Here is a 23,504-nt window from a genome sequence, read left to right as displayed (position 1 = left end):
CACGGCGCAACCCACCAGCCCCGACACACCGGCCGACTCCTGAGAAAGGGCCGATGGCAAAAGGGGGTGGAGGGGCGGGCGAGGAGGCGGGGGGGGTCAGCCGCTGACGACGGTGCGACCCTCGAAGGCACGACCGAGGGTGACCTCGTCGGCGTACTCGAGGTCGCCGCCGACGGGGAGGCCGGAAGCGAGGCGCGTGATGCGGATGCCCATCGGGAGGAGCAGCCGGCTGAGGTAGGTGGCGGTCGCCTCCCCCTCGAGGTTCGGGTCGGTCGCGATGATGACCTCGGTGACGGTGCCGTCGGCGAGGCGCTGCATGAGACGACGGATGTTCAGGTCGTCGGGTCCGACGCCGTCGATCGGGCTGATGGCGCCGCCGAGCACGTGGTAGAAGCCGCGGAACTCACGCGTGCGCTCGATGGCGACGACGTCCTTCGGCTCCTCGACGACGCAGATCAGGGCCGGGTTACGGCGCGGGTCGCGGCACACGCTGCAGAGGTTCTGCTCGGAGATGTTGCCGCAGATCTCGCAGAACTTGACCTTCTCGCGGACGACGGTGAGCAGCTCGGCGAGCTTCGACACGTCGAACGACTCCGTCTGGAGGATGTGGAACGCGATGCGCTGCGCCGACTTCGGACCGATGCCGGGCAGCCGCCCGAACTCGTCGATCAGATCTTGGACGATTCCCTCGTACATGGCCTACCGCCCTCCGGAGCGCGGCTCGTGCGGCTGCTCCTCGATGAATGTGGCGCCGAGGAGCTCGCGGACGACGCTCTCGCCGTACCGGTTGTCACCCGCGGGGTGGGACGTCGGCACCGGGGGCGCCTGGCGCATCCGGACCGGGGGCTGCGGGCGCTGCTCGGCGACCGGCGCCGCAGGCGGTGCGGCCTGCGGGGAGCCGGCGGGCGCTGCGGACGGCGCGCCGGCCGACGAGGCTGGAGCAGGAGCCGACGACTCGAACGGGTCGGGGTAGGGCGGCTCGTCGTCGGGCGGCGGTGCGTCGTCGTCGGACGGGATCGAGACGACGTCCCAGGTGACGGTGCGAGAGCCGAGCGCGTCGCCGTTGGACGGGCCTCGGGCGGGTGCCTGCTGGCGCGGCGGGGCCGACGGCTGCCGCTGCGCGGGTGAGCCGGCCGGCGTCCCGGGGGCTCCGGATCCGGCGGGTCGCCCGGGCTGCCCTTCGACAGGCTCAGGGACCGGAGACGGCTGCGTCGACGAGGCAGGCGCGGGCCCTTCGACAGGCTCAGGGACCGGGGGCTGCCCGTCGACAGGCTCAGGGACCGAGGACGCCTCGGGCTCGTCGGCAGGCGGTGCGACCGTCGCCCACGAGGAGCCGGAGACGGAGGTCTGCTGCTCTGCCGGGGCAGGGGCCGCCGGGGCCGCGGGCGATGACGCAGCGGTCGACGACTCGGCGTCGACCGGCACAGCGGAGGTGGGCTCGCCACCGGCTGGTGCGACGGTGGGCCACGACGAGCGGGCTCCCGACCCGCCGCTGCCGTCGGACGACGACGGGGCAGCGGGGGCGGGGACGGTCTGCGGCAGGCTCGGGGTCGACCAGGCGGACGACTCCGACGACGGAGCGCCGACGGCGGGCGCAGTGGCCCGCGGTGCCGGCGGCTCGTCGGCACCGGCGACCTTGGCGAGGTACTTCACCCGCACGCCGAGGACGTCGAGGACCGCCGTGCGCAGGACCTCCGCGACACCGGTGCCGGGCGCATGACGTGCCTTGAAGTCGTTGAGGTCGCCGTTGTTCGCGAACACGAGCGTGAGGACGTCGTCGTCCGAGTACCCGCCGACCTGGGTGTTGACGACGATCATCCACGCCTTGCGGTCGGCCTTCTCGACCTGCGCCACGATCTCGGGCCAGGCGTCGCGGATGTGCTGCAGGGTGACCGGGCCGACGCGAGGGGCTGCGGGGGTCGGTGCGGCGGTCTGCGCGTGGTCGGGCTCCTGCGCCGGTCGACGGTCGGCGGCCGCGGATGCTGTCGAGGCGGCGGCCGGGGCGGGAGCCGGGGCGGAGCTCGCCGCCGTGCTCGCGGGGGCCGCGCCGGCAGGGGCCGGAGCGCGGTCGGCGACCACGGGCTGCGCCGAGACCGCGGCCTGACCGCCCTCGGCGGCAGCACCGTCGACACCGATGCGACGCTCGAGCCGCTCCACCCGGGCCAATGCACCACGAGCGGAGTCGTCGGCTGCGGGCACGAGGATGCGCGCCATCATGAGCTCGAGGTGAAGCCTGGGCGACGTCGCGCCCGTCATCTGGGTGAGCGCCTCGTTCACGACGTCGGCCGTGCGGGACAGCTCGGCGATGCCGAACGCCCGCGCCTGGGCGAGCATCTTGTCGAGCTCGTCCTGCGGGAGCCCGCGGAGGACCGCCGCCGCGTTCTCGCCCGTGGCGGCCACGACGATGAGGTCGCGGAGTCGCTCGAGCAGGTCGTCGACGAAGCGGCGTGGGTCTTGGCCGGTCTGGATGACGCGGTCGACGGTGCTGAAGGCGGCACCGGAGTCGCGGGCGGCCAGGGCGTCGACAACCTCGTCGAGCAGGGCCGTGTGGGTGTAGCCGAGCAGGGCGACCGCGCGTTCATAGTCGACGGAGTCACCCTCGGACCCGGCCATGAGCTGGTCGAGCAGGGACAGCGTGTCGCGGGCGGAACCGCCACCGGCCCGGACGACGAGCGGCAGCACCCCGGCCTCGACACCCACGTGCTCGCTCTCACACAGCTGCTGGACGTAGTCGAGCATCTGCGCCGGCGGGATGAGCCGGAAGGGGTAGTGGTGGGTGCGGGAGCGGATCGTGCCGATCACCTTGTCGGGCTCGGTCGTCGCGAAGATGAACTTCACGTGCTCCGGCGGCTCCTCGACGATCTTCAGCAGGGCGTTGAACCCCTGCGGGGTGACCATGTGCGCCTCGTCGAGGATGAAGATCTTGTAGCGGTCGCGTGCGGGTGCGAAGATCGCGCGCTCGCGGAGGTCGCGGGCGTCGTCGACACCGTTGTGGCTGGCCGCGTCGATCTCGACGACGTCGAGCGAGCCGGAGCCGTCGCGGGAGAGGTCGACGCAGCTCGCGCAGACACCGCACGGGGTGTCGGTCGGCCCCTCGGCGCAGTTGAGGCAGCGGGCGAGGATGCGCGCGGACGTCGTCTTGCCGCAACCACGTGGACCGCTGAACAGGTACGCGTGGTTGACGCGGTTGGTGCGCAGGGCCGTCATGAGGGGATCGGTCACCTGCGCCTGACCGATCAAGTCGGCGAACGTCTCGGGCCGATACCGGCGATACAGAGCTGTGACCACCCACCAATGGTAGCCGTCGCCCCTGACATCGGAGTCGGGGATCGGACTCCTCGATCGGGACCAGGGTTCGAGCCTGGCGCGACGCGGGGAACGGGCCATCCTGGTGCCCTTCGACAAGCTCAGGGACCGGGGTTCAGCTCAGGAACCGGGGTTGGAGTCAGGGACCGAGTTTGGGATCAGGGACCGGGACAGGGGTCAGGGACCGGGTGGTGCGGTCGGCGCCGCGTCTGTGCGGGCGACGCCGACCGGATCGTGGGCGGCTAGAACTCGGTCGGGCCGAGCGAAGGGCGGGCGAGGAAGGAGAGCGTCGGCGTCGTGAGCGCATGGAACTCGAACACCGTGAAGCGGTTCTCCCCAGCACGGAGCTGGCCGCCGGGGACGTAGAGCGTGTGCTGCGGCCCCCGCGACCAGTAGCGGCCGAGCAGGAAGCCGTTCACCCAGACGAGCCCCTTGCCCCAGGCCGCGGTGTCGAGGAACAGGTCGGTGGGCGCGTCGAGCGTGACGGTGGCGGTGAGCAGGACCGGCCCGGCACCGCTGATCGTGTCGTCGGACGTCCGCGTGGCTGCTGCGTCCACCACGGCGTCGAGTCGGTCGAGGGCCACGGGGGCGACGCCCCACGACGTGAGTTCCACGCCGTCGAGCGACACGGGCCCGATGATCCCCTTCGGCTCCCCCAGGCGCTTGCCGTAGTTCACTCGGCCCTGGTTCTCGAGGAGGAGTTCGAGCGCCTCACCCGCCGGGATCACGATCGACCGCTCCTGGAACTCGCGGGTGAGCGCGCCGACCGGCACGCCGTCGACGGAGACGACCACGCGGTCGCGCACCTCGGCGAACCGGAGCACGCCGCCACGTCCCCCGAGCGACGCCCGGTACCGCGCCAGACCGCTGAACGCTCCGAGTTCGTCCATCGTGGGGATCCGGTCGAACGCTTGGAGCGGTGCGATCTCGTCGGCCACGTCCGCGAACGGGACCTCCTGCTCGAAGGACGCGGTGAACGCCGGGGCATCCGTCGCAGCCGGCGGGATCTCCGTCGGCACCTCGGCGTACTTCGCGATCACGTCGCGGAAGGCGAAGAACTTCTCCGTCGGGTGGCCCGCCTCGTCGAGGGGCGCGTCGTAGTCGTAGGAGGTGACGTGCGAGCGGTACTGCCCCTTGTCGTTCGCGCCACCGGTGAACCCGAAATTCGTGCCGCCGTGGAACATGTAGATGTTTACCGACGCGCCGGCCGCGAGGAGCGCGTCGAGGTCCGCCGCCGTCTCCGCGACGGGCGTCGTGTGGTGGTGCTCGCCCCAGTGGTCGAACCAACCGTCCCAGAACTCGGAGCACATGAGCGGCCCGGTCGGCTGGTGCTCGCGCAGGGTCGCGAGGCGTTCGAGCGAGCGGCTGCCGAAGGAGGCGGTCTTGTGGAGTTCGGGGATGCTCCCGTCCTCGAGCATCTGGGGCGTGGGCTGGTCGACGGTCGTCAGCGGCACCGTGATGCCGAGCTCGCGGGTCCAGTCGGTCAGCGTCCGGAGGTAGTCGTGGTCGTCGCCGTAGGCGCCGTACTCGTTCTCGACCTGCACGAGGATGACGGGACCGCCGCGGTCGATCTGCAGCGGCGCGATGATCGGCAGCAGCGCCTCGAAGTACTCGCGGACGGCGGCAAGGTAGCGGGGCTCGCTGCGACGGAGGCCGAGCTCGGGGTCGTGCAGCAGCCAGCCGGGGAGGCCGCCGTTGTCCCACTCGGCGCAGATGTAGGGGCCGGGACGCACGATCGCGTACATACCGGCGTCGGCGACGAGGCCGAGGAAGCGTTCGAGGTCGTTCACGCCCGTGGTGTCGAACACGCCGCGCTCGGGGCTGTGCTGGTTCCACGCGACGTAGGTCTCGATGGTGTTGAGCCCCATGAGCTTCGCCTTCGCGATGCGGTCCGCCCACTGCTCGGGGTGCACCCGGAAGTAGTGGAGGGCTCCGGAGAGGATCCGGAACGGCTGACCGTCGAGCAGGAAGTCGTCGTCGCCGATGGAGAAGGTGGGCATGCTGGGGCTCCGTGATGAAGGGGTGCGGATGGAGCGACCACGGCCGGCCGGAGCGGATCCCGGAGGACCCTCCGACCGGCCGCGGTCGATGGTGCTGGTGCTACAGGTGCCGTTCGGCTACTTCTCGGTGACCGTGAAGCCCTGCGTGTTGCCGTACTCGACGAGCTGCTTCTGCCAGTCGGCGAGACCGTCGTTCAGGTCGGCCTTGTTCGCGTAGGACTGTCCGACGGTGTCGGCGAAGATGCTGTTCGCGTAGACCTGGTACGGCAGGTACTGCCAACCGGTCGACACGTCCTTCGCGCCCTGCACGAGGACCTCGTTGATCTTCTGGCCGCCGAAGTACTCGGGAGCCGCGGAGAGGAACGCGTCGGAGTTCAGGTCGGCGGTCGTCGCCGGGAAGCCACCGTTGTCGAGGAAGACCTTGACGCTGTCCTCGTCGTTGTTCAGCCACTTGAGGAAGCCCGCGGCGAGCGCCGGGTTCTTGCTCTGCTTCAGCACGACCTGGCCACCGCCGCCGTTCTCGGCGTTCGCGGGCTTGCCGTCGTAGGTCGGGATCGGGGCGACGCGCCACTGGCCGGAGGCCTCGGCGACGGACGACTCGAGCACACCGGGCATCCAGGCGCCCGTGATGAGCGTCGCGATGCTGCCGTTGCCGAGCGACTTGTACCAGTCGTCGCTCCACCCGGGCACGTCGGAGAGCAGGTCGCCCTCGACGAGCTGGTTCCAGGTGTCGGCCCACTTCTTGGAGCCCTCGTCGGCGAGGTTGACGCTCACCTTGGTGCCGTCGGCGGTGAACGGACGTCCACCGGCCTGCCAGATCATGCTGGTCGCGAAGCCGGAGTCACCGGAGTCGTTGGTGATGTACTTCGACGGGTCGGCCGCGTGCAGCTGTGCGGCTGCCGCGATGTACTCGTCCCAGGTGGTCGGCACGGCGATGCCGTACTGGTCGAACACCGTCTTGTTGTAGAACATGGCCATGGGGCCGGAGTCTTGCGGGAGGGCGTAGAGGCCGTCGCCGATGTTGACGGAGCTCCACGGGCCGGGGCTGTAGTCGTCCTTCAGGTCGCCGAAGCCGTAGGCGTTGAGGTCGACGAGGGAGTCGCTGAGCGCGAACTGCGGGATGGCGTAGTACTCGACCTGCGCGACGTCGGGGGCACCCTTACCGGCCTTGATCGCGTTCTGCAGCTTCGTGTACTCGGTGGTGTTGGTCCCGGCGTTGACGAGGTTGACCTTGACCTTGGGGTAGGCCTTCTCGAACGCGGCGACCTGCGCCTCGGCGGAGGGCGTCCAGGACCAGTAGGTGATCTCGCCACCGGCTTCGAGGGCGGACTCGATGTCCTTGGCGTCGCCGGAGGCGGTGCTGCCGCCGCCGGACGAGCAGGCGACGAGCGAGGCTCCGATCATCGCGGACGCGACGGCCGCCGTGGCCGCGCGGCGCAGAACCGTGCGAGACGGTGAGATGCGCTTCATGGGTGTTTCCTTTCACTGCGTTGGGAGGAGGAGGTGATGCCCCGGTCCCTGAGCCTGTCGACGGGCGGAGGTGGTGCCCTTCGACAAGTTCAGGGACCGGTTGGTGATGCGGTGGTGCGGGTTGGGAACGGCGGGGATCAGCCCTTGACGCTGCCGGCGCTCAGGCCGGACTGCCAGAAGCGCTGCAGGAAGAGGAACGCGATGACGATCGGGACGATGGTCAGGAGCGATCCGGTGATCACGAGGTTGAAGATCGGTTGCGCGGCGACACCGGTGGCCTGGGCGCTCCACTGGCTGAGGCCGACGGTGAGCGGATACCAGGTGGGCTCCGACAGCATGATGAGCGGCAGGAAGTAGTTGTTCCAGGTCGCGACGATCGCGAAGAGGAGCACCGTGACGATGCCGGGGCCGAGGAGTCGAAGCGAGATCGTGAAGAAGGTGCGGAACTCCCCCGCGCCGTCCATGCGGGCGGCCTCGAGCAGTTCGGTCGGGACCGCGTCCACCGCGTACGTCCAGATGAGGTACAGGCCGAACGGGCTGACGAGCGAGGGCAGGATGACGGCCCACGGCGTGTTCGTGAGGCCGAGCTGGCTGAACATCAGGAAGGTCGGGACGGCGAGCGCCGTGCCCGGCACCGCGATGGAGCCGAGGATGATCGCGAAGACGGCGCGCTTGCCGGGGAACCGGAACTTCGCGAGGCCGTACCCGCCGATCGTCGCGAGCAGCGTCGCCCCACCGGCACCGACCACCACGTAGAGCAGTGTGTTGCCGAACCAGCCGACGAACTGCCCGTCGCGGTAGGTCAGGGTGTCGACGATGTTCTGCCAGAGGTTGAACCCGCCGTCGCCGAACCAGAGGCCGAAGGAGGTGAAGAGGTCGGGCTGGGACTTCGTCGCGTTGATGACGAGCCACAGGATCGGGACGACCGAGTAGATGAGGAAGACGGCCATGACGATCGTGAGGACGATCGAGCGCTTGCGGCGCGGGTCGTGGCGCTTCCGGGTGGGCCGGTCGAAGGCACGCGGGTTGCGGGCGGTCCTGGTCGACACGGTCTGCGGACGGACGGTCGGGTTCGAGACGGTGGCCATCAGCTGTTCTCCTGTCGGGAGCCGCGCACCTGCACGACGTAGGCGATGACGGCGGTGATGACGCCCATGATGATCGCGACCGTCGCCGCGAGGTTGAACTGCTGGCCGGCGAAGGACAGGTTGTAGGCGTACATGTTCGGGGTGAAGTTGCTCGTGATCACGTTGGGCGCGAGGTTCTTCAGCAGGTTCGGCTCGTTGAAGAGCTGGAACGAGCCGATGACGGAGAAGATCGTCGCGATGACGAGGGCTCCGCGGAGGGCGGGGATCTTGATGCTGAAGACGGTGCGGAACTGTCCGGCCCCGTCGATCTCGGCCGCCTCGTAGATCTCACCGGGCACGACGCGGAGGGCGGCGTAGAAGATGAGCATGTTGTAGCCCATGAACTCCCACGTCACGATGTTGCCGATGGAGGCGAGGACGGCCTGGGAGCTGAACGGCTCGAGGATCTGCGCGCCGACGAGGTCGTTGAAGCTGCCGGCGAGACCGAACTGGTCGCCGTAGATGAAGCCCCAGATGAGCGCCGCGACGACGCCCGGGACGGCGTACGGCAGGAAGAGTGCAATGCGGAAGAAGGCGGCGCCGTGGAGCCTGGCGCTGTCGAGCGCGAGCGCGGCGGTGAGCGACAGGGCGAGCATGATCGGCACCTGCACGACGAAGAACAGTGCGACGCGACCGAACGGCTCCCAGAACTTCGGGTCCTGGAGGACCTGGGCGTAGTTCTCGAAACCGACGAAGGCGTTGCCGCCGATGAGCTTCTCCTGGAAGAAGCTGAGGTAGAGCGCGTAGACGAGCGGCGCGATGATCATCAGCGCGAAGACGATCATGAAGGGGGCGATGAACGCCCAGCCCTTCCAATCCCGGCGGTCGCGTCGGTGGACACGGACCGCTGGTGGCCGGCCGGTGCGAGCGGTCGTGGTGGTCATGGGCAGCTTCCTTGCTGGGATTCGGGCGGAACCGTCGTGCGGTGGAGCCGTGCGGGGAGGGATCACGATGGATGTTTACGTCAACATCTGATCGGTACCATAGCATGTTCACGTCAACATGCAAGGATGGATGCGACGATAGGGAGACCATGACGGACACCACCCGGAGAGCGCCTGGCCGCGCCAGGCGAGCACCGTCGATGGCGGACGTCGCGGCACACGCCGGCGTCTCCTCGCAGACCGTCTCCCGCGTCGCGAACGGCCTGACCAACGTCGACGACGGCACCCGCGACCGCGTGCTCGAGGCGATGACCGAGCTCGGCTACCGCCCGAACAAGGCGGCGCGAGCGCTGCGGTCGGGCCGCACCCGCAGCATCGGGATCACGATGTTCACGCTCTCCTCCTACGGCAACATGCGCACGCTCGACGCGATCACGGTCCAGGCCGCACGGGCCGGCTACTCGGTCACGGTCGTCCCCGTCGAGTACCCCACGCAGCGCGATGTCGCGGTCGCACTCGACAGCCTCCGCGAGCAGGACGTCGACGGACTCATCATCGTCATCGAGTCGCACATCGTCGACGGCGCCGACGTCGAGCTGCCCGCAGGTCTCCCCGTCGTCGTCATCGACTCCGCGGCACGCACCGACTACCCGGTGGTGGACAACGACCAGGCACAAGGCGCCGCACTCGCCACCCAGCACCTCCTCGACCTCGGACACCAGGGCGTCTGGCACATCGCCGGACCCCGCACCTCGTACTCGGCGGCTCGACGCGAGCAGAGCTGGGCCGACACCCTGCGCGAGGCCGGCATCACGCCGCCGCCAGCGTTCCGTGGCGACTGGTCGACGACCTCCGGGTACGAGATCGGCCTCGAGATCGCCGAGCGCCCGGAGATCACCGCTGTGTTCGCGTCGAACGACCAGATGGCGCTCGGACTCCTGCGCGCCCTGCACGAGCGCGGGCGCGCGGTCCCGGAGTCGATCAGCGTCGTCGGCTTCGACGACACCCCGGAGTCGGACTCGTTCTGGCCACCGCTCACGACGGTGCACCAGGACTTCGACGAGATCGGACGCCGGGCGATCACCACGCTCCTCCGCGAGATCGAGGAGGGCCCGCAGCTCTCCACCGAGCCCCTCACGCCGACGTCCCTCGTCGTCCGCGCGAGCACGGCTCCCCCGCCCGCGCACTGAGGCGAGGCAGTTCGTCGTCCGCGCCACCGAGGAACGACGATGTGCCGCACTTCGACGGGTTCAGCGACCGGCCATCGCTTGACACCCGAGCGAGGGGTCGCCCATACTCGTCGGAAATGTTGACGTGAACACGGTGGTTCGACGCCGCTAAATGTTCACGTGAACATCCCCTGCACCACGGCCTCCAACGAAGGAACCACCGATGACACTGCCGTCACCAGTCCGCCGACGAACGATCGGAGCGACCGTCGCCGTCGCCCTCGGCATCGCCGCGATCGCACCAGCACTCGCCACCGTGGAGGCCGCACCCGCGTCCGCCGCGGAGAGCACTCCCCTCACCATCACCCCCAACCCGGCCTACCAGAACGAGGCGTTCGAAGGCTGGGGCACGAGCCTCGTCTGGTTCGCCAACGCCACGGGCGACTACCCTCCGGACGTCCGCCAGGACCTCTTCGACAAGGTGTTCGGCGAGGACGGCCTCAACCTCAACATCGCGCGCTACAACATCGGTGGCGGCAACGCGAGCGACGTCCCGCCCTACCTGCGGGCCGGCGGCGCGGTCGACGGCTGGTGGAACCCGGACCTCGCAGCAAGCGACGCCGACGGCCCCATCACCTCCGACTACGCCGACCGCGACCGCTACGCCGCCGCCTGGGACGCCGACGACCCGGCCTCCTACGACTTCGACGCCGACGAGACCCAGCGCTGGTGGCTCACGGCACTCAAGGACAAGATCACCAAGTGGGAGGCGTTCAGCAACTCCCCGCCGTACTTCATGACCGAGAGCGGCTACGCGTCGGGCAACTTCAACGCCGCCGACGAGCAGCTGAAGCCGGAGAGCGTCGACGACTTCGTCGCCTACCTCACCACCGTCGTCGACCACCTCGAGGCCGACACCGGTGTCGACTTCGACACCATCGACCCCTTCAACGAGCCGAACACGAACTACTGGGGCACCCAGATCGACGAGGCCACCGGTTGGCCGAAGGGCGGACGTCAGGAGGGTGCGCACATCGGCCCGGCCATGCAGGACACCGTCATCAAGGCCCTGGCCGAGCGCCTCGCCGCCGAGGGCACCTCGACCGAGGCCGTCATCGCGGCCATGGACGAGACCAACCCCGGCATCTTCGCGACGAACTGGAACGGCTGGTCGCAGACCGCCAGGGACCTCGTCACGCAGCTCAACGTCCACAGCTACGGCCAGGGCGGCAGCGTCGTCGCGCGCGACATCGCGAAGACCGCCGGCAAGCCGCTGTGGATGAGCGAGGTCGAGGGCAACTGGGACTCCAGCGGCAAGCACAACCTCACGAACATCGACAACGGCATCGGCATGGCGACGCACCTCATCGACGACCTCCGCAACCTGGAGCCGACCGCGTGGGTGCTGTGGCAGCCCGTCGAGGACCTCTACAACATGGAGAAGGTCGAGAAGCTCAACTGGGGCAGCGTCCTCATCGACTTCGACTGCAACGCCGAGGGCGACTCCGAGCGACGTATCGCCGACGGCGACGCGGACCCGAGCTGCTCCGTGAAGACGAACGCGAAGTACAACACGCTCCGCAACTTCACCCACTACGTGCAGCCCGGTGACCACCTCATCCCCTCCACCGACGCGCAGACCACCACAGCGCTCCGTGCCGACGGCACCGGCGCGACCCTTGTACACGCCAACCCGTCGACCTCGGCTCGGACGATCACGATCGACCTGTCGAAGTTCGCGGACATCGCTCCCGGAGCGACGGTCACGCCGATCGTGACGACGGAGTCCCCCGCGGACGACGTCACCGCCAACGCACTCGTGCGGGGCGACGCCGTGTCGATCGACCCGGTGACCAAGCAGGCGACACTCACCGTCCCGGCGAAGTCGGTCACCACCTTCCTCGTCGACGGCGCGACCGGTGTCGCAGCCGATGCGGCACCGTTCCAGGACGGGCACGCCTACCAGCTCGTCGGCAAGCAGAGCTCGAAGGCGTTCACCGCCGCAGCCACGACCGGGACCGTCCCGGCCGGCACGATCACCCCGCGTGCCTCCGACGCCACGACCGGTGCCGCGCAGGTGTGGACCGCCGAGCGACTCTCGGGCGGCGGCACGAACACCGACCGCTACGCCGTCCGCAGCTCGTCCGGAGCACTCCTCTCCGCGAACTCCGCCGGCACCTCGCTCGTCGCTGCGACGCGGGAACAGGCTGTGGCCGACCCCTCGCTGCAGTGGATCCCGACGACGACCGACGGCTCCGAATGGAGCCTCGTGAACGTCGGCACCAGCCAGGCCCTCGAGGTCGGCGGGCAGTCCACCACCACGGGTGCCGCCGTCGGCGTCTACCAGTCGAACAACGGCGCGAACCAGACGTGGAGCTTCGTCGACACCGCCCTCACGGGTGTGCAGCCGGTCGCGCTGCAGACCGTCGCCGGTGTTCCGGCGGCGCTGCCCGCGACCGTGGTGCCGCTGTACGGCGCGGTCCAGGGCGCTCCGGTTCCGGTCACCTGGGACACCTCGGGCGTGGACTGGAACACGCCCGGCACGATCGTCGTGAACGGTTCCGGCACCGACGGGTGGGGTGGGGCGTTCACCGCACAGGCCACCGTCGACATCGGCGGCTTCACGACCACCGAACCGGTCTCCCTGACGGTCGCGGCGGGGTCCCCGGCGAGCGCCGTCATCGCTGCGGCACCGACGACGGTCCCGGCGCAGATCGGTGCGAGTGCCAACCGCTTCGACACGGCCGTCACGTGGGACTTCAGCACCCTCGACGACGCCGACCTCGCCGACACCGGTGTGGTGCAGGTGCGCGGTGCGGCCGCGTCGAACGACCCGTCCGCCGCACCGATCGACGCACTCCTGTCGATCATCGTCACGGCGCCCGGTGAGCGGAACATCGCTCCGGACACCACGACCGTCGCGAGTGCGACGTCCACCGAGTCCGGCTATCCGGCGAGCAACACGAAGAACGGTGTGCGGAACGACAAGGGCTGGTCGAACTGGCGCTCGTCGAACAAGCCGGCGAGCGACACGCTGAGCTACGAGCTCGGCGGTGAGCACACGATCGAGCACGTCACGTTCTACGCCTACAAGGACGGGAGCACCAACAGCTGGCCGAGTGCGTTGACCGTGCAGTTCCGCGACGCTGACGGCGCGTGGGTCGACGCTCCGGGCGGTGCGGTCGCTGTGCCGGTCCCGACCGATGGGACGGCTCCGATCGTCGACGTCGACCTCGGTGGCGTCACGACGAGTGCCGTTCGTGTCGTGACGACGGCGTACGCGAACACCCACCTGGTCGTCTCGGAGGTCGAGATCTACGCGCTCGCACCGTCGGTCGCGACCGAGGCGAGCCTCGCCGCGCTGCGGGTGAACGGCACGCCGGTCGAGGGCTTCGACGCCGGCGTCCTCGAGTACCAGGTGCCGCTGGCCGGATCCGCCGACCCGGTGGTCGACGCCATCCCGGCCGACCGCGACGCGACGGTCACGATCGAGCCGCTCGGAGCGGCACCGGCTGCTGCCGCCCGCGCTGCGGCTGACGCGAGCGACGGTGTCGTCATCACGGTGACGGCGGCTGACGGGGTGACCACGCAGTCGACGACGATCACCTTCGCCCGGACGGCGGTCGCGACCGCGACGCTGTCGAGCGTGGCCCGCGAGGGCGTGCCGACGACCGCGGCGGTCGTAATGGACCCGGAGGACGCCACCGTGATCTACGCCTGGCTGCTCGACGACGAGGTCGTGGACGGTGCTGACACGGCGACGTTCACGCCGCCCGCCGGCAGTGCGGGTGCCGCGCTCGCGGTGCGGGTCACGGTCTCGGCCGATGGCTTCGCGCCGGTGGAGACGACGTCCACGCCCGTGACGGTGCTCGCCGCCGCGGTGGACCCGGGGACCGGTCCCGGAACCGACCCGGGGACGAACCCCGGGACCGGTCCTGGCACGGGCTCCGGTGGTGGCGCGGTCGGTGGTGGTGACGGCACGAGCTCCCCCTCGGGTGGTTCGGCCGCCGGCGCCGACTCGCTGTCGCGCACGGGTGTGGACGTGTCGAGCGTCGGGCTCGTCGCGCTGCTCCTCGGCCTCGTCGGCTTCGCCTCGGTGCTGCTCGCGCGTCGCCGCCGCACAGCCAGCTAGCCCTCCATTTGCCCATCTTCGGGCGATGCAACGCCCGTTCGCCCAAACGTGGGCGAACGGGCGTTCGCGTTCCGGTGAGCCGACCGTCAGCTCGCCCCGTCCTCCGCCAGGACCGCAGCGCCGGCCGCCGCACAACCCTCGTCGACCATGCCGTCCGGGGCTCCACCGACGCCGATGCCCGCGATCGTCGCCGTACCGACCTTGATCGGCACCCCGCCTGCCAGGAACAGCGTCCCCTCGAGGTCGCGAAGCGTCGCCCCGCCGCCCTCCGGCAGGCGCTCCGTCAGCTCGGAGGTGTTGGCTCCGAACGCCGCCGCCGTGTATCCCTTCTCGGCCGACGCCGAGAGGGTATGCTCCGCAGCGCCGTCACCGCGGACCACGGCCTGCACTTGACCGAAGCGGTCGACGACGGAGACGGTGACGAACCCGACCCCGCTCGCTCGACACGAGTCCAGCGCGGCGGTCGCAGCTTCCAATGCTGCGTCGGCGGACAGTCGCGGAAGCTCGACGGTCCGGGATTCCGCGGCCTCGGCCACCGGCGACGCCGAGGTCGCGGTCGTCGACGAGGCGGGGCCGGTGCAGGCGGTCAAGGTTCCAAGGACGGCGAGTCCGGCGACGATGGTGCCGAGGCGTGCGGTGCGTGACGATTTCATGGTGTTCCTCTGGGTTGTTCGTGCTTCGGCATCGGATGATGCGCTCCGACAACTCTCGTCCGGGCGGTGCTGCCTCCACCTCGTCCGCGCCGCCCGGATCCGGTCGGGCCGACGGCGGACCGGCCCTCATCCCTTCGGATGAGGCAGGCCCTCGAAGGCTCGCCTAGCATGGAGGGATCGCCGGAAAGGTCCCATGTCAGACGCTCGAACATCAGTCCAACCGACCCCGGACTCCCGACCGTACCGCCGAGCCGCAGCCCTCGGCGCGACGCCCCTCGACGTCGTGCTCAACCTCACCTTCTTCGCGCTGCTCGTGACCTCGGCCGTGCGATACGTCATGAGTCACGGGGTCGAGGCGGTGAACTGGACCGTCGCTGCGCTGACCGTCGCGACCGCGGCCGCCTACCTCCTCGCCACGCGGAAGACGGGCGTCCGACACCGGATCCTCGTCGTGATCCTGCTCGCACTGTGGACGCTGCTCGTGCTCATCGCCCCGAGCTTCTGGTGGACGGCGTTCTCGGTCTACTTCCTCGCACGCCGCGCCTTCCCGACCGCGTGGATCGCCGTCGGTCTCGCCGCGGTCTGCGCGCGCTCGCTCCTCGTCCTCACCGGCGGCTTCGACTGGACGATCGTGGTGGGGACAGCGGTGGTGGCTGCGCTCGTGAGCGTCGTCACCTCACGGATCGAGTCGGACAACCGGACACAGGCGGCGCTCATCCGTCGACTGACGGAAGCCCAGGAGCGACTCGCCGCGACCGAGCGACAAGCCGGGATCGCTCAGGAGCGAGCACGGGTGTCGAGCGAACTCCACGACTCCGTGACCCAGGGACTCGCGAGTTCGCTCCTCATCATGGAGGCCACCGCGCAGACGATCGACACGTCTCCGGCCACCAGCCGCGCCCGTCTGCGCGAGGCGGTCGAGCTGATCCGCTCGACGCTCGGCGAGGCGCGGAACCTCGTCCACGACCTCGGTTCACCCCGGCTCGACGGCATCAGTCTCGCATCCGCGCTCGGACATCTGGTCGCGGAGACCCCCGCCGCCCAGCTGCGCATCGACGGCGAGCCGAGGCCCTACCCGCCTGAGATCGCCCATGCGATCCTGCGCGTCTGTCAGAGTGCCGTGCAGAACGCCGATCACCATGCCGGCGCATCGGCGATCCACGTCACCCTCAGCTGTCTGGCCGACCAGGTCGTCGTCGACATCGCCGACGACGGGGTCGGATTCGATGCGTCGGCGGTCCCCGAACCGTCGAGCACCGGCGGCTACGGGCTGCGGGCGATGCGGCAGCGGATCGAGCAACTCGGCGGTCGATTCACGGTGGAGAGCGCCCCCGGTGACGGCACCGTGATCGTCGCCCAGCTCCCGACCGATACGGGGTCGACGTGCTGAGGCTCGTCCTGGTCGACGATCATGCCGTGGTGCGAGCGGGTCTGCGCCTGATCCTGCAGACCCAACCCGACCTCGAGATCGTGGGTGAGGCGTCGTCCGGCGAGAACGCGGTTCCACTGGTCGCCGAGGTGCAGCCGGACCTCGTGGTCGTCGATCTCGCGATGGGCGACGGGATCGGCGGGATCGAGACGACCAGGCGTCTCCGCGCGCTCGGCCCGGCACCGCAAGTACTGATCTTCACCACGTACGACACGGATGCCGACATCGTCCGGGCCGTCGACGCAGGAGCCGTCGGGTATGTGCTCAAGACGTCGTCGCCCGAGGAGATCTTCCGCGCGGTGCGAACGGCAGCGATGGGACAGAGCGCGCTGAGCACACCGGTGGCATCACGGCTCATGCATCACCTGCAACATCGCCAGGAAGCCCTGACTCCGCGCGAGGCCGAGATCCTGGAGTTGCTCACGGACGGTCTCGGCAACCGCGAACTGGCGCGTCGGCTGTTCATCAGCGAGACGACCGTCAAGACCCACCTCGCGCACATCTACACGAAACTCGGGGTGGACGGTCGCGGCGCCGCTATCGCCGCGGCTCGACAGCGCGGCATCGTCCGCCCGCCCGAGCACCGCTGAACCCGCGAAAGCCCGCTCCCTGAGCCTGTCGAAGGGCCCACGAGCAACCACGCACGACACGAAACGGTTCCCCGAGGGCACTTCGACAAGCTCAGTGACCGGAACGGTTCCACGCTCCCTGAGCCTGTCGACGGGCCCACGAGGAAACCCCGCCGTCCGAGATGACTCGGGCGGCGGGGCTTCGTGGTGCGGGGTGACTACTCGGCGTCGAGGTCCGTCTCGAGGAGACCGGCGAGCTCGGCGAGCGCCTCGTCGGCACCCTCGCCCTCAGCGCGGAGGGTGACGACGTCGCCGTTGGTGGCGCCGAGGCTCATGATCGTGAGGATGCTCGAAGCGTCGAGCGGGCCAGAGTCGCCCAGCTCGATCGTGACGGGCACCGGCTGGCGCTTGACCGTCTCGATGAAGAGCTTGGCGGGGCGGGCGTGCAGCCCGACGCGGCTGGCGATGGTGGCTTGGCGTTCGGCCATGATGATGCTCCTTCTGCGGTTCGGTTGGTGCCGGCCGGACCAGTGGATCAGGTCAGGCTGTGGATCGGACGGGTACGGATCAGACGGTCGCGGGCTCGGTGGCGACCGTGGGGGCTGCCGTGTCGGCACCCTCCACCGGACGACGACGGGCGAACCGCTTGAGCAGGACGACGGCGACCGCGGTGATGACTGTGCCGATCGCGACCGACAGGACGAACATCCCGATGTTGCCGATGGCGAAGAACACGAAGATGCCACCGTGCGGCGCCTGCGAGGTCACGCCGGTCGCCATGACGAGCGCACCGGTGGCGGCACCACCGAGGATCGACGCCGGGATGACGCGGAACAGGTCGGCCGCGGCGAACGGGATCGCACCCTCGCTGATGAACGCGGCACCGAGCAGCCAGGCGGCCTTGCCGTTCTCCCGCTCGACCGCGGTGAACGAACGACGGCTGAGGACGGTCGAGGCGAGCGCCATCGCGAGCGGCGGCACCATGCCGGCAGCCATGACGGCGGCCATGATCTGCCACGGTGCCTGGTTGGCGAGCGTGCCAGCACCGAGACCGGCGACGGCGAACGAGTACGCGACCTTGTTGACGGGGCCGCCGAGGTCGAAGGCCATCATCGTGCCGAGGATCACGCCCAGCAGGATCGCCGAGACGCCGGTGAGGCCGGAGAGCCAGCCGTTGAGGCCGTTCATGAGCGCGGCGATCGGGCCGCCGAGGACGAGGATCATGAGACCGGACGCGACGATCGAACCGACCAGCGGGATGATCACGACGGGCATCAGCCCACGCAACCACCGCGGCACGTTCAGGCGACCGAGGCCGTAGGCGACACCACCGGCGAGCAGACCACCGACGAGCCCGCCGAGGAAGCCGGCGCTCATGAGGAGGGCGACGGCACCGGCGACGAACCCGGGCGCGATGCCCGGTCGGTCGGCGATGGCGTAGGCGATGTAGCCGGCGAGGGCCGGGACGAGGAACGCCATCGAGGCGTTGCCGATGGAGAACGCGACGGCGCCGAGGTAGGCGCCGAGTCCACCGGCCGGCAGGTTCACGAGGCTGTTCTCGACGATGATCTTGCCGGCGTTCTCGGTGATGTCGTAGCCCCCGAGGAGGAAGCCGAGGGCGATGAGCAGACCGCCACCCGCGACGAACGGGATCATGTAGCTGACACCGGTGAGCAGCCAGCGCTTGATGGACTGACCGACGTTGGCGTCCTTCTTGTCCGACGTCGACGCGGAGGCGTCACCGGCGGCGGCGGCGACCCGCGGGGCGTTCGGGTTCGAGATCGCGGCGACCGCGTCGTTGATGAGCTGTTCCGGGGCGTCGATGCCGCGCTTCACGGGAGCCTTGATGACGGGCTTCCCGGCGAAGCGGGTGACGTCGCGGACGTCCACATCGACGGCGAAGATGACCGCCTGTGCCTTCGCGACGACGTCGGCGGGCAGCGGGGTCGCACCGGAGGCGCCCTGCGTCTCCACGTGCAGCTCGACACCGAGGCGCTTGGCGGTGGCGGCGAGCGAGTCGGCCGCCATGTAGGTGTGGGCGATACCCGTCGCACACGAGGTGACCGCGATGAGCACGGGCCGTGCGGCCTGGTCGCCTGCCTCGACGGGAGCCGTCGCGGCGCGCTCGGCGGCAGGAGCCGCTGCCGGCTTGGGTGCGTCGCTGAGTGCACCATCGACGAGGGCGACCACCGCGGCGGCGTCGGGCGCCTCACGCAGCGAGGTCACGAACTCGGGCTTGATGAGCGAGCGCGCGAGCTTCGACAGCAGGGCGAGGTGCGCCTGGTCGGCGCCGTCCGGAGCCGCGATGAAGAAGAGGAGGTCGGCCGGGCCGTCGTCGGAGCCGAAGTCGACGAGCGGCGAGACCCGGGCCATCGCGAGCGTCGGCTCGGTGACAGCGGCCGAACGGCAGTGCGGGATCGCGATGCCGCCGGGGATGCCGGTGTCGGTCTTGCTCTCCCGCGCCCAGGCGTCGGCGAAGAGGGCCTCGGTGTCGGTGGCACGGCCGGCGCGGACGACGAGCTCGGCGAGCGCGCGGATGACACCCGCGCGATCGGTGCCGAGGTCGGCGTCGAGGGCGACGAGCCCTGGGGTGATGAGTGGGGTGGACATCTGGGTTCTCCTTCGAAACGGATGCTGGTGCTTCGGGTGGTCGGGGCGGCCCTTCGACAAGCTCAGGGACCGGGGTGGGCGGTCAGGGACCGGGGACGGTCAGGGGACGGATGGGATCCGCTGCGGGAGCTGGACGACGTCGATGGCGGCGGCGTCCGTCCCGCTGAGCGCCGGTACGTCGCTGCCGGGGAGGGCCGCGGCAGCGGCTCCGTGGGCGACGGCCTGCGCGAGGCGTGCTGCAGGGGCGAGACCTGCGGTTCGGGCGATCAGGTAGCCGGCGAGGGAGGAGTCCCCCGCGCCGACGGTGCTGCGCGCGACGATCTTCGGGGCCCGGGCCGACCAGGCGGTGTCACCCTCCACGAGGACGGCTCCTCGGGAGCCGAGCGTGACGAGGACTGCGGCGACCGGACCGGGTCGGTCCGCGGTGCCGATGAGCGTGGCGGCGACGGACGCGGCGAGCGCCGGGTCGGCCTCGATCTCGTCGCCGGACGCGGTGCCGGTGAGTTCGGCGAGTTCGGCGCCGTTCGGCTTGATGAGGTCGATGCGTTCCCCGGTGGCGGCGAAGGCGGCGAGGAGGGCGGCGAGCGGCTCACCCGAGCTGTCGACGGCGACGAACGGGCGGGTGCCGTCGGTGAGGGCGCGAGCGGCCCGGACGATGCGTGCGTAGAAGTCGGCCGGCAGCCCGGGCGGCAGCGAACCGGCGATGACGAGCCACTCGGCACTCGCGGCGGCACGGGCGGTCGCGTCGACGAGGCGTGCAGCGTCGTCCTCGGTGAGGAGCGGACCCGGCTCGTTGATCTTGGTGGTGGTGCCGTCGGGCTCGGTCAGCGTGATGTTGCGGCGCACGGGCTGCCCGGTCGGGACGGCGAGGACGTCGATGCCCTGCGCGCGGAGCGACTCGATCATCGGGTCGGTCGATTCGCCGGGGAGGACGGCGATGGTCGCCAACTCGGCGGCGGCGATGGCCCGCGAGACGTTGACGCCCTTGCCGCCCGGCTGCTCCCGGCTGGCGAGGGCACGGAGGACCTCGCCGCGCTCGACGATGCCGGGGAGCTCCACCGTGTGGTCGAGCGAGGGGTTGGCGGTCAGGGTGATGATCATGCGACGACCACCTCGACACCCGCAGCCTCGAGGGCGTCCCCGAGGGTCGTCGGAACGACCTCGTCGGTGATGACGGTGTCGATCTCGTCGAGGGCGGCGAAGCGGATGAGCGCTTCCTCACCGAGCTTCGCGGCGTCGGCGAGGACGACGGCCCGGCGCGAACCGCGGACGATCGCCGACTTCACGGCGCCCTCCAGCTCGTCCGGCGTGCTGAGGCCGAAGTCGGCGCTGACCCCGTTGGCGCCGACGAAGGCGATGTCCGGGCGGAACCGGCCGAGCTCGTCGACGGTCGTGCTGCCGACCGCCGCGCTCGTGATGCCACGGACCCGGCCACCGAGGAGGTGCAGTTCGACGTGGTCGCAGTGGTGGAGCGTCGCGGCGATCGGGACGGAGTTGGTGATGACCGTGAGCGTCTGGCCGGCGGTGGCCGGGCGCCAGGTGACGAGGAGGTCGGCGAGGTGGGCCGTGGTCGTCCCGGCGTCGATGACGATCGAGCCGCTGAACGTCGACGGGATGAGCCGGAGGGCTGCACGGGCGATCGTGGCCTTCGCGTCGCTCCGCTGGCCCTGGCGATCGGCGAGGCTGGCCTCCGCGACGGAGGCACGTGCTGCGGAGACGGCGCCGCCGTGGACGCGCCGCAGGACGCCGGAGGTTTCGAGCTGGTCGAGGTCGCGGCGGATCGTCTCAGCGGTGACGCCCAGCTCACGGGAGACGTCGGTGACGGAGACCCGTCCGCTCGTCTTCACCCGGCTGGTGATGTGCTCGTGCCGCTCCGTCGCGTACATGCGTCGTCCTTGACCTTCGTTTCCGGTGTTGCAGGCTTGCAGTGCGAAGAAAGTATCACACAAACACAGAGAAACACAGATCCAGTCGCGTCCGTTCGCCCATTTTTGGGCGAGGGAGCGTTCGTTCGCCCAAAAATGGGCGAACGGAAGGGGACCTCAGGGCGCGAGGGACGGGACCGGCAAGGAGGTGGCGGTCGGCGCAACCGTGGCGCCGACCGCCGGTTCGTCTCGCACCCGAACGCGCGAGACGGCTGGTGTCATGACGGCGAACCGGCCGACGTCGTGACAGGTCTCTCCGTCGCCTGGCGCTCCGGCAACAACTGGCGGAGCACTCCCCCGGCGTGCGACGCCCACCGACCGACGGCGACCCAGCTGCGGTCGCGGACGAACAGCAGGTCGAGCGCGATCATCGCGAGCGAGAACGGCCACAGCCCGAGGAAGAGGCCGATACCGAGGTGCATCAGGATCGTGAAACCGAGCGCGAGGATGCGCGTCGGTCGCCACAGGATCAGCACCGGGAACAGCAGCTGCACCCAGACGGACAGGAACGTGGCCACCCAGACGAACGGTCCGAGCTGCCAGGCGAGGTCGCTCAGCACCGGGAACGGGCGGAACACGTCGAGGACGAGCGAGTAGTAGAACGCCGTGCCCTCGCGCCACTCGGGACCCATGAGCTTGTAGATGCCGGAGTTCACGTAGACGAGCATGATCTGGTACGCGCAGAGCAGGACCGCCGTGTTGTTGGCGGCGTTCGCGAGCCACGCCGGGATCGCGAACCGACCGCGCAGGATCGGCCGCGGCGCTCGACCCCGCCGCTTGGCGAGCCACGCGTCGACGGACCAATGACGCGACAGGTCGGCGAACACGAGGAAGAGCAGCGTGATCCGGATGATGGTGTCGCCGCCATTGGTCAGCACCGTGCTGTTGGTCGCGAGCCCCACCCAGAACACGAGGAGGACGGGTGTGACGAACCGGGTCTGCCAGCCGATGAGGAACAGCAGTCCGAGCACGATGAGCACCCCGTAGGCGAGGTCGAAGACGAAGGCGCTGTCCTTCGTGAAGACGAGCTCGAACAGCGGGAACCAGGCGCGACGGTCCGCCTCCGGGTCGACCCACTTCGATGCGACGCCCCACAGGTAGTGGCGATCGGCGAGGCTCGTGAACAGGAAGCTGACGATCGCGACACCGTAGAGGATCCGGAGGGCGGAGAGGCTGTAGCCGGCGTGCTTGGCACCCGTGACCCAGCCGGCGAACCGGTCGAACCGCGCGCGGACGGCGTTCATCGTGCACCCCCGTAGCGGGCGATGACGTCCCGGTAGACGGCGAGGGTCTCCGGGTCGATGACGTCGTCGACGTGCCGCCAGCCGAAGGTGACGGCGGTGTCGTCGAACTGCTGCTCCTCGGAGAAACGGTTGTCGAAGTCGTTCGGGCGGGTGCGGTCGATCCGCCATCGGACGCGCTCGACGTCCTGGTCGAAGTACGCCGTCGAGAACGCGGTCGCGTACTCCTTGAGCATGTAGTCGTAGCGGAGGAACCGGACGATGTCGCCCTGCCCTGAGCCTGGGGTCGTGCTGACGGCGTCGAGGTCGGCGATGAGCGATTCGGCCGACTGCGCGCGGTACGCGCCACCGTCGGCGCGCTGGATGAAGGTGTCGCGGACGATCTCTCGCTGCTTGGCGTCGAGCGCGAGGTACCGGGTGTTGTAGGCGAGCATCGCGTTCCACGAGGATTTCTGGATCCGCGACGGCTCGGCATGGCCCGGGACCGCCTGCTGCTCGAGCTTCGTGACGTTGACCCAGTCGGACTTCACGAGCTTGCCGTCGGCGTCGCGCCACTGGGCCTGCACGGAGAAGGTGATGTTCGTCTTCATGATGCTCGGCGCGAAGACGTTCCACTTCTGGGTGAAGTACGGGCCGGCCGCGGCGACGACGGCTCCGCGGACGGGCGTGGTCGGCGAGACGATGACGAGCGTGCCGGCGACGTAGACGCCGACGAGGGCGATCGAGACCGCCGCGGCGATGCGCGCGGCCCGCTTCGGTGGGGCGGTTTCGTCCCGAGACGATCCCGCTCCCCGGTCCTGCCGACCGGACGCCGGTGCCTGATCGCCGTCCGGTTCCTCGGCGCCGTCCGGTCCCTGAGCCCCTTCCGGTCCCTGAGCCCCTTCCGGTCCCTGAGCTTGTCGAAGGGCGTCAGAACGCTCCCCCACGGATGTGCGTGTGATCGGAGTCACGGTTCCTCCTTGGTGCTGGGTGGTGATGAACCGCGGGGG

At 70.0% G+C, this 23,504-nt stretch carries 17 protein-coding genes; 4 read left to right on the top strand and 13 right to left on the bottom strand.

Annotated features, from left to right (window positions below; translation table 11 throughout):
* Positions 1-96 precede the first annotated feature (96 nt).
* The 6 genes from recR to BIU99_RS02055 all read right to left on the bottom strand — a co-directional run bounded on the left by recR (position 97) and on the right by BIU99_RS02055 (position 8,787).
* Entirely contained in the window at positions 97-696 is a 600-nt protein-coding gene (recR, locus tag BIU99_RS02080) for a recombination mediator RecR (RefSeq protein WP_056014479.1), read from the bottom strand.
* A gap of 3 nt (positions 697-699) precedes the next feature.
* On the bottom strand, positions 700-3,288 hold the full coding sequence (locus BIU99_RS02075; protein ID WP_071258997.1) for a DNA polymerase III subunit gamma and tau: 2,589 nt from the start codon (positions 3,286-3,288) through the stop codon (positions 700-702).
* 260 nt (positions 3,289-3,548) lie between these two features.
* Positions 3,549-5,306: a glycoside hydrolase family 35 protein gene (locus BIU99_RS02070; RefSeq protein WP_064296053.1), complete on the bottom strand. Its 1,758-nt coding sequence runs from the start codon at positions 5,304-5,306 to the stop codon at positions 3,549-3,551.
* A 117-nt stretch (positions 5,307-5,423) separates the two neighbouring features.
* Positions 5,424-6,776 (bottom strand): sugar ABC transporter substrate-binding protein, encoded by a 1,353-nt coding sequence (locus tag BIU99_RS02065; RefSeq protein ID WP_064296052.1) that lies wholly within the window; start codon positions 6,774-6,776, stop codon positions 5,424-5,426.
* A 137-nt stretch (positions 6,777-6,913) separates the two neighbouring features.
* Complete coding sequence (locus tag BIU99_RS02060) at positions 6,914-7,864, bottom strand: carbohydrate ABC transporter permease (protein WP_064296051.1); 951 nt, start codon at positions 7,862-7,864, stop codon at positions 6,914-6,916.
* Positions 7,864-8,787: a carbohydrate ABC transporter permease gene (locus BIU99_RS02055; RefSeq protein ID WP_064296050.1), complete on the bottom strand. Its 924-nt coding sequence runs from the start codon at positions 8,785-8,787 to the stop codon at positions 7,864-7,866. Before BIU99_RS02055 ends, BIU99_RS02060 begins: the two co-directional genes overlap by 1 nt.
* A gap of 149 nt (positions 8,788-8,936) precedes the next feature.
* Here BIU99_RS02055 and BIU99_RS02050 point away from each other — a divergent pair, with 149 nt between their 5' ends.
* Together BIU99_RS02050 and BIU99_RS02045 are read left to right on the top strand one after the other, a co-directional pair.
* The gene (locus BIU99_RS02050; protein WP_064296049.1) at positions 8,937-9,977 is read left to right on the top strand and encodes a LacI family DNA-binding transcriptional regulator; all 1,041 of its coding nucleotides are present in this window, start codon (positions 8,937-8,939) and stop codon (positions 9,975-9,977) included.
* A gap of 202 nt (positions 9,978-10,179) precedes the next feature.
* Positions 10,180-14,088: a glycoside hydrolase gene (locus tag BIU99_RS02045; RefSeq protein WP_071258994.1), complete on the top strand. Its 3,909-nt coding sequence runs from the start codon at positions 10,180-10,182 to the stop codon at positions 14,086-14,088.
* Positions 14,089-14,174: 86 nt separating this feature from the next.
* Here BIU99_RS02045 and BIU99_RS02040 read toward each other — a convergent pair whose 3' ends face one another.
* The gene (locus BIU99_RS02040; protein WP_071258991.1) at positions 14,175-14,741 is read right to left on the bottom strand and encodes a heme-binding protein; all 567 of its coding nucleotides are present in this window, start codon (positions 14,739-14,741) and stop codon (positions 14,175-14,177) included.
* Positions 14,742-14,934: 193 nt separating this feature from the next.
* Here BIU99_RS02040 and BIU99_RS02035 point away from each other — a divergent pair, with 193 nt between their 5' ends.
* Together BIU99_RS02035 and BIU99_RS02030 are read left to right on the top strand one after the other, a co-directional pair.
* Positions 14,935-16,131 (top strand): sensor histidine kinase, encoded by a 1,197-nt coding sequence (locus tag BIU99_RS02035; RefSeq protein WP_071258989.1) that lies wholly within the window; start codon positions 14,935-14,937, stop codon positions 16,129-16,131.
* Positions 16,125-16,760: a response regulator transcription factor gene (locus tag BIU99_RS02030; protein ID WP_071258986.1), complete on the top strand. Its 636-nt coding sequence runs from the start codon at positions 16,125-16,127 to the stop codon at positions 16,758-16,760. Before BIU99_RS02035 ends, BIU99_RS02030 begins: the two co-directional genes overlap by 7 nt.
* A gap of 197 nt (positions 16,761-16,957) precedes the next feature.
* On the opposite strand, the gene BIU99_RS02025 is transcribed toward BIU99_RS02030, so the two are convergent.
* The 6 genes from BIU99_RS02025 to BIU99_RS19855 form a co-directional block, all read right to left on the bottom strand.
* Positions 16,958-17,227, bottom strand: a complete 270-nt coding sequence (locus BIU99_RS02025) for an HPr family phosphocarrier protein (RefSeq protein WP_056014456.1) — start codon at positions 17,225-17,227, stop codon at positions 16,958-16,960.
* Between the two features lie 79 nt (positions 17,228-17,306).
* Positions 17,307-19,349, bottom strand: coding sequence for a fructose-specific PTS transporter subunit EIIC (locus BIU99_RS02020; protein WP_071258983.1), 2,043 nt, complete (start codon positions 19,347-19,349; stop codon positions 17,307-17,309).
* A gap of 99 nt (positions 19,350-19,448) precedes the next feature.
* On the bottom strand, positions 19,449-20,450 hold the full coding sequence (locus BIU99_RS02015) for a 1-phosphofructokinase family hexose kinase (RefSeq protein ID WP_071258981.1): 1,002 nt from the start codon (positions 20,448-20,450) through the stop codon (positions 19,449-19,451).
* The gene (locus tag BIU99_RS02010) at positions 20,447-21,235 is read right to left on the bottom strand and encodes a DeoR/GlpR family DNA-binding transcription regulator (protein WP_071258979.1); all 789 of its coding nucleotides are present in this window, start codon (positions 21,233-21,235) and stop codon (positions 20,447-20,449) included. The genes BIU99_RS02015 and BIU99_RS02010 overlap by 4 nt, the downstream gene beginning before the upstream one ends.
* A 257-nt stretch (positions 21,236-21,492) precedes the next feature.
* Positions 21,493-22,518, bottom strand: a complete 1,026-nt coding sequence (locus BIU99_RS02005; RefSeq protein ID WP_071258976.1) for an HTTM domain-containing protein — start codon at positions 22,516-22,518, stop codon at positions 21,493-21,495.
* Positions 22,515-23,465 (bottom strand): DUF5819 family protein, encoded by a 951-nt coding sequence (locus tag BIU99_RS19855; RefSeq protein ID WP_175484331.1) that lies wholly within the window; start codon positions 23,463-23,465, stop codon positions 22,515-22,517. Before BIU99_RS19855 ends, BIU99_RS02005 begins: the two co-directional genes overlap by 4 nt.
* Between the last annotated feature and the right edge of the window lie 39 nt (positions 23,466-23,504).

This window comes from Plantibacter sp. MMLR14_011 (assembly GCF_001865025.1).
Taxonomy (GTDB): Bacteria; Actinomycetota; Actinomycetes; order Actinomycetales; family Microbacteriaceae; genus Plantibacter; species Plantibacter flavus_A.
Note: the sequence above shows the minus strand (reverse complement) of the source record. Positions and strands in the feature narration are given on the sequence as shown.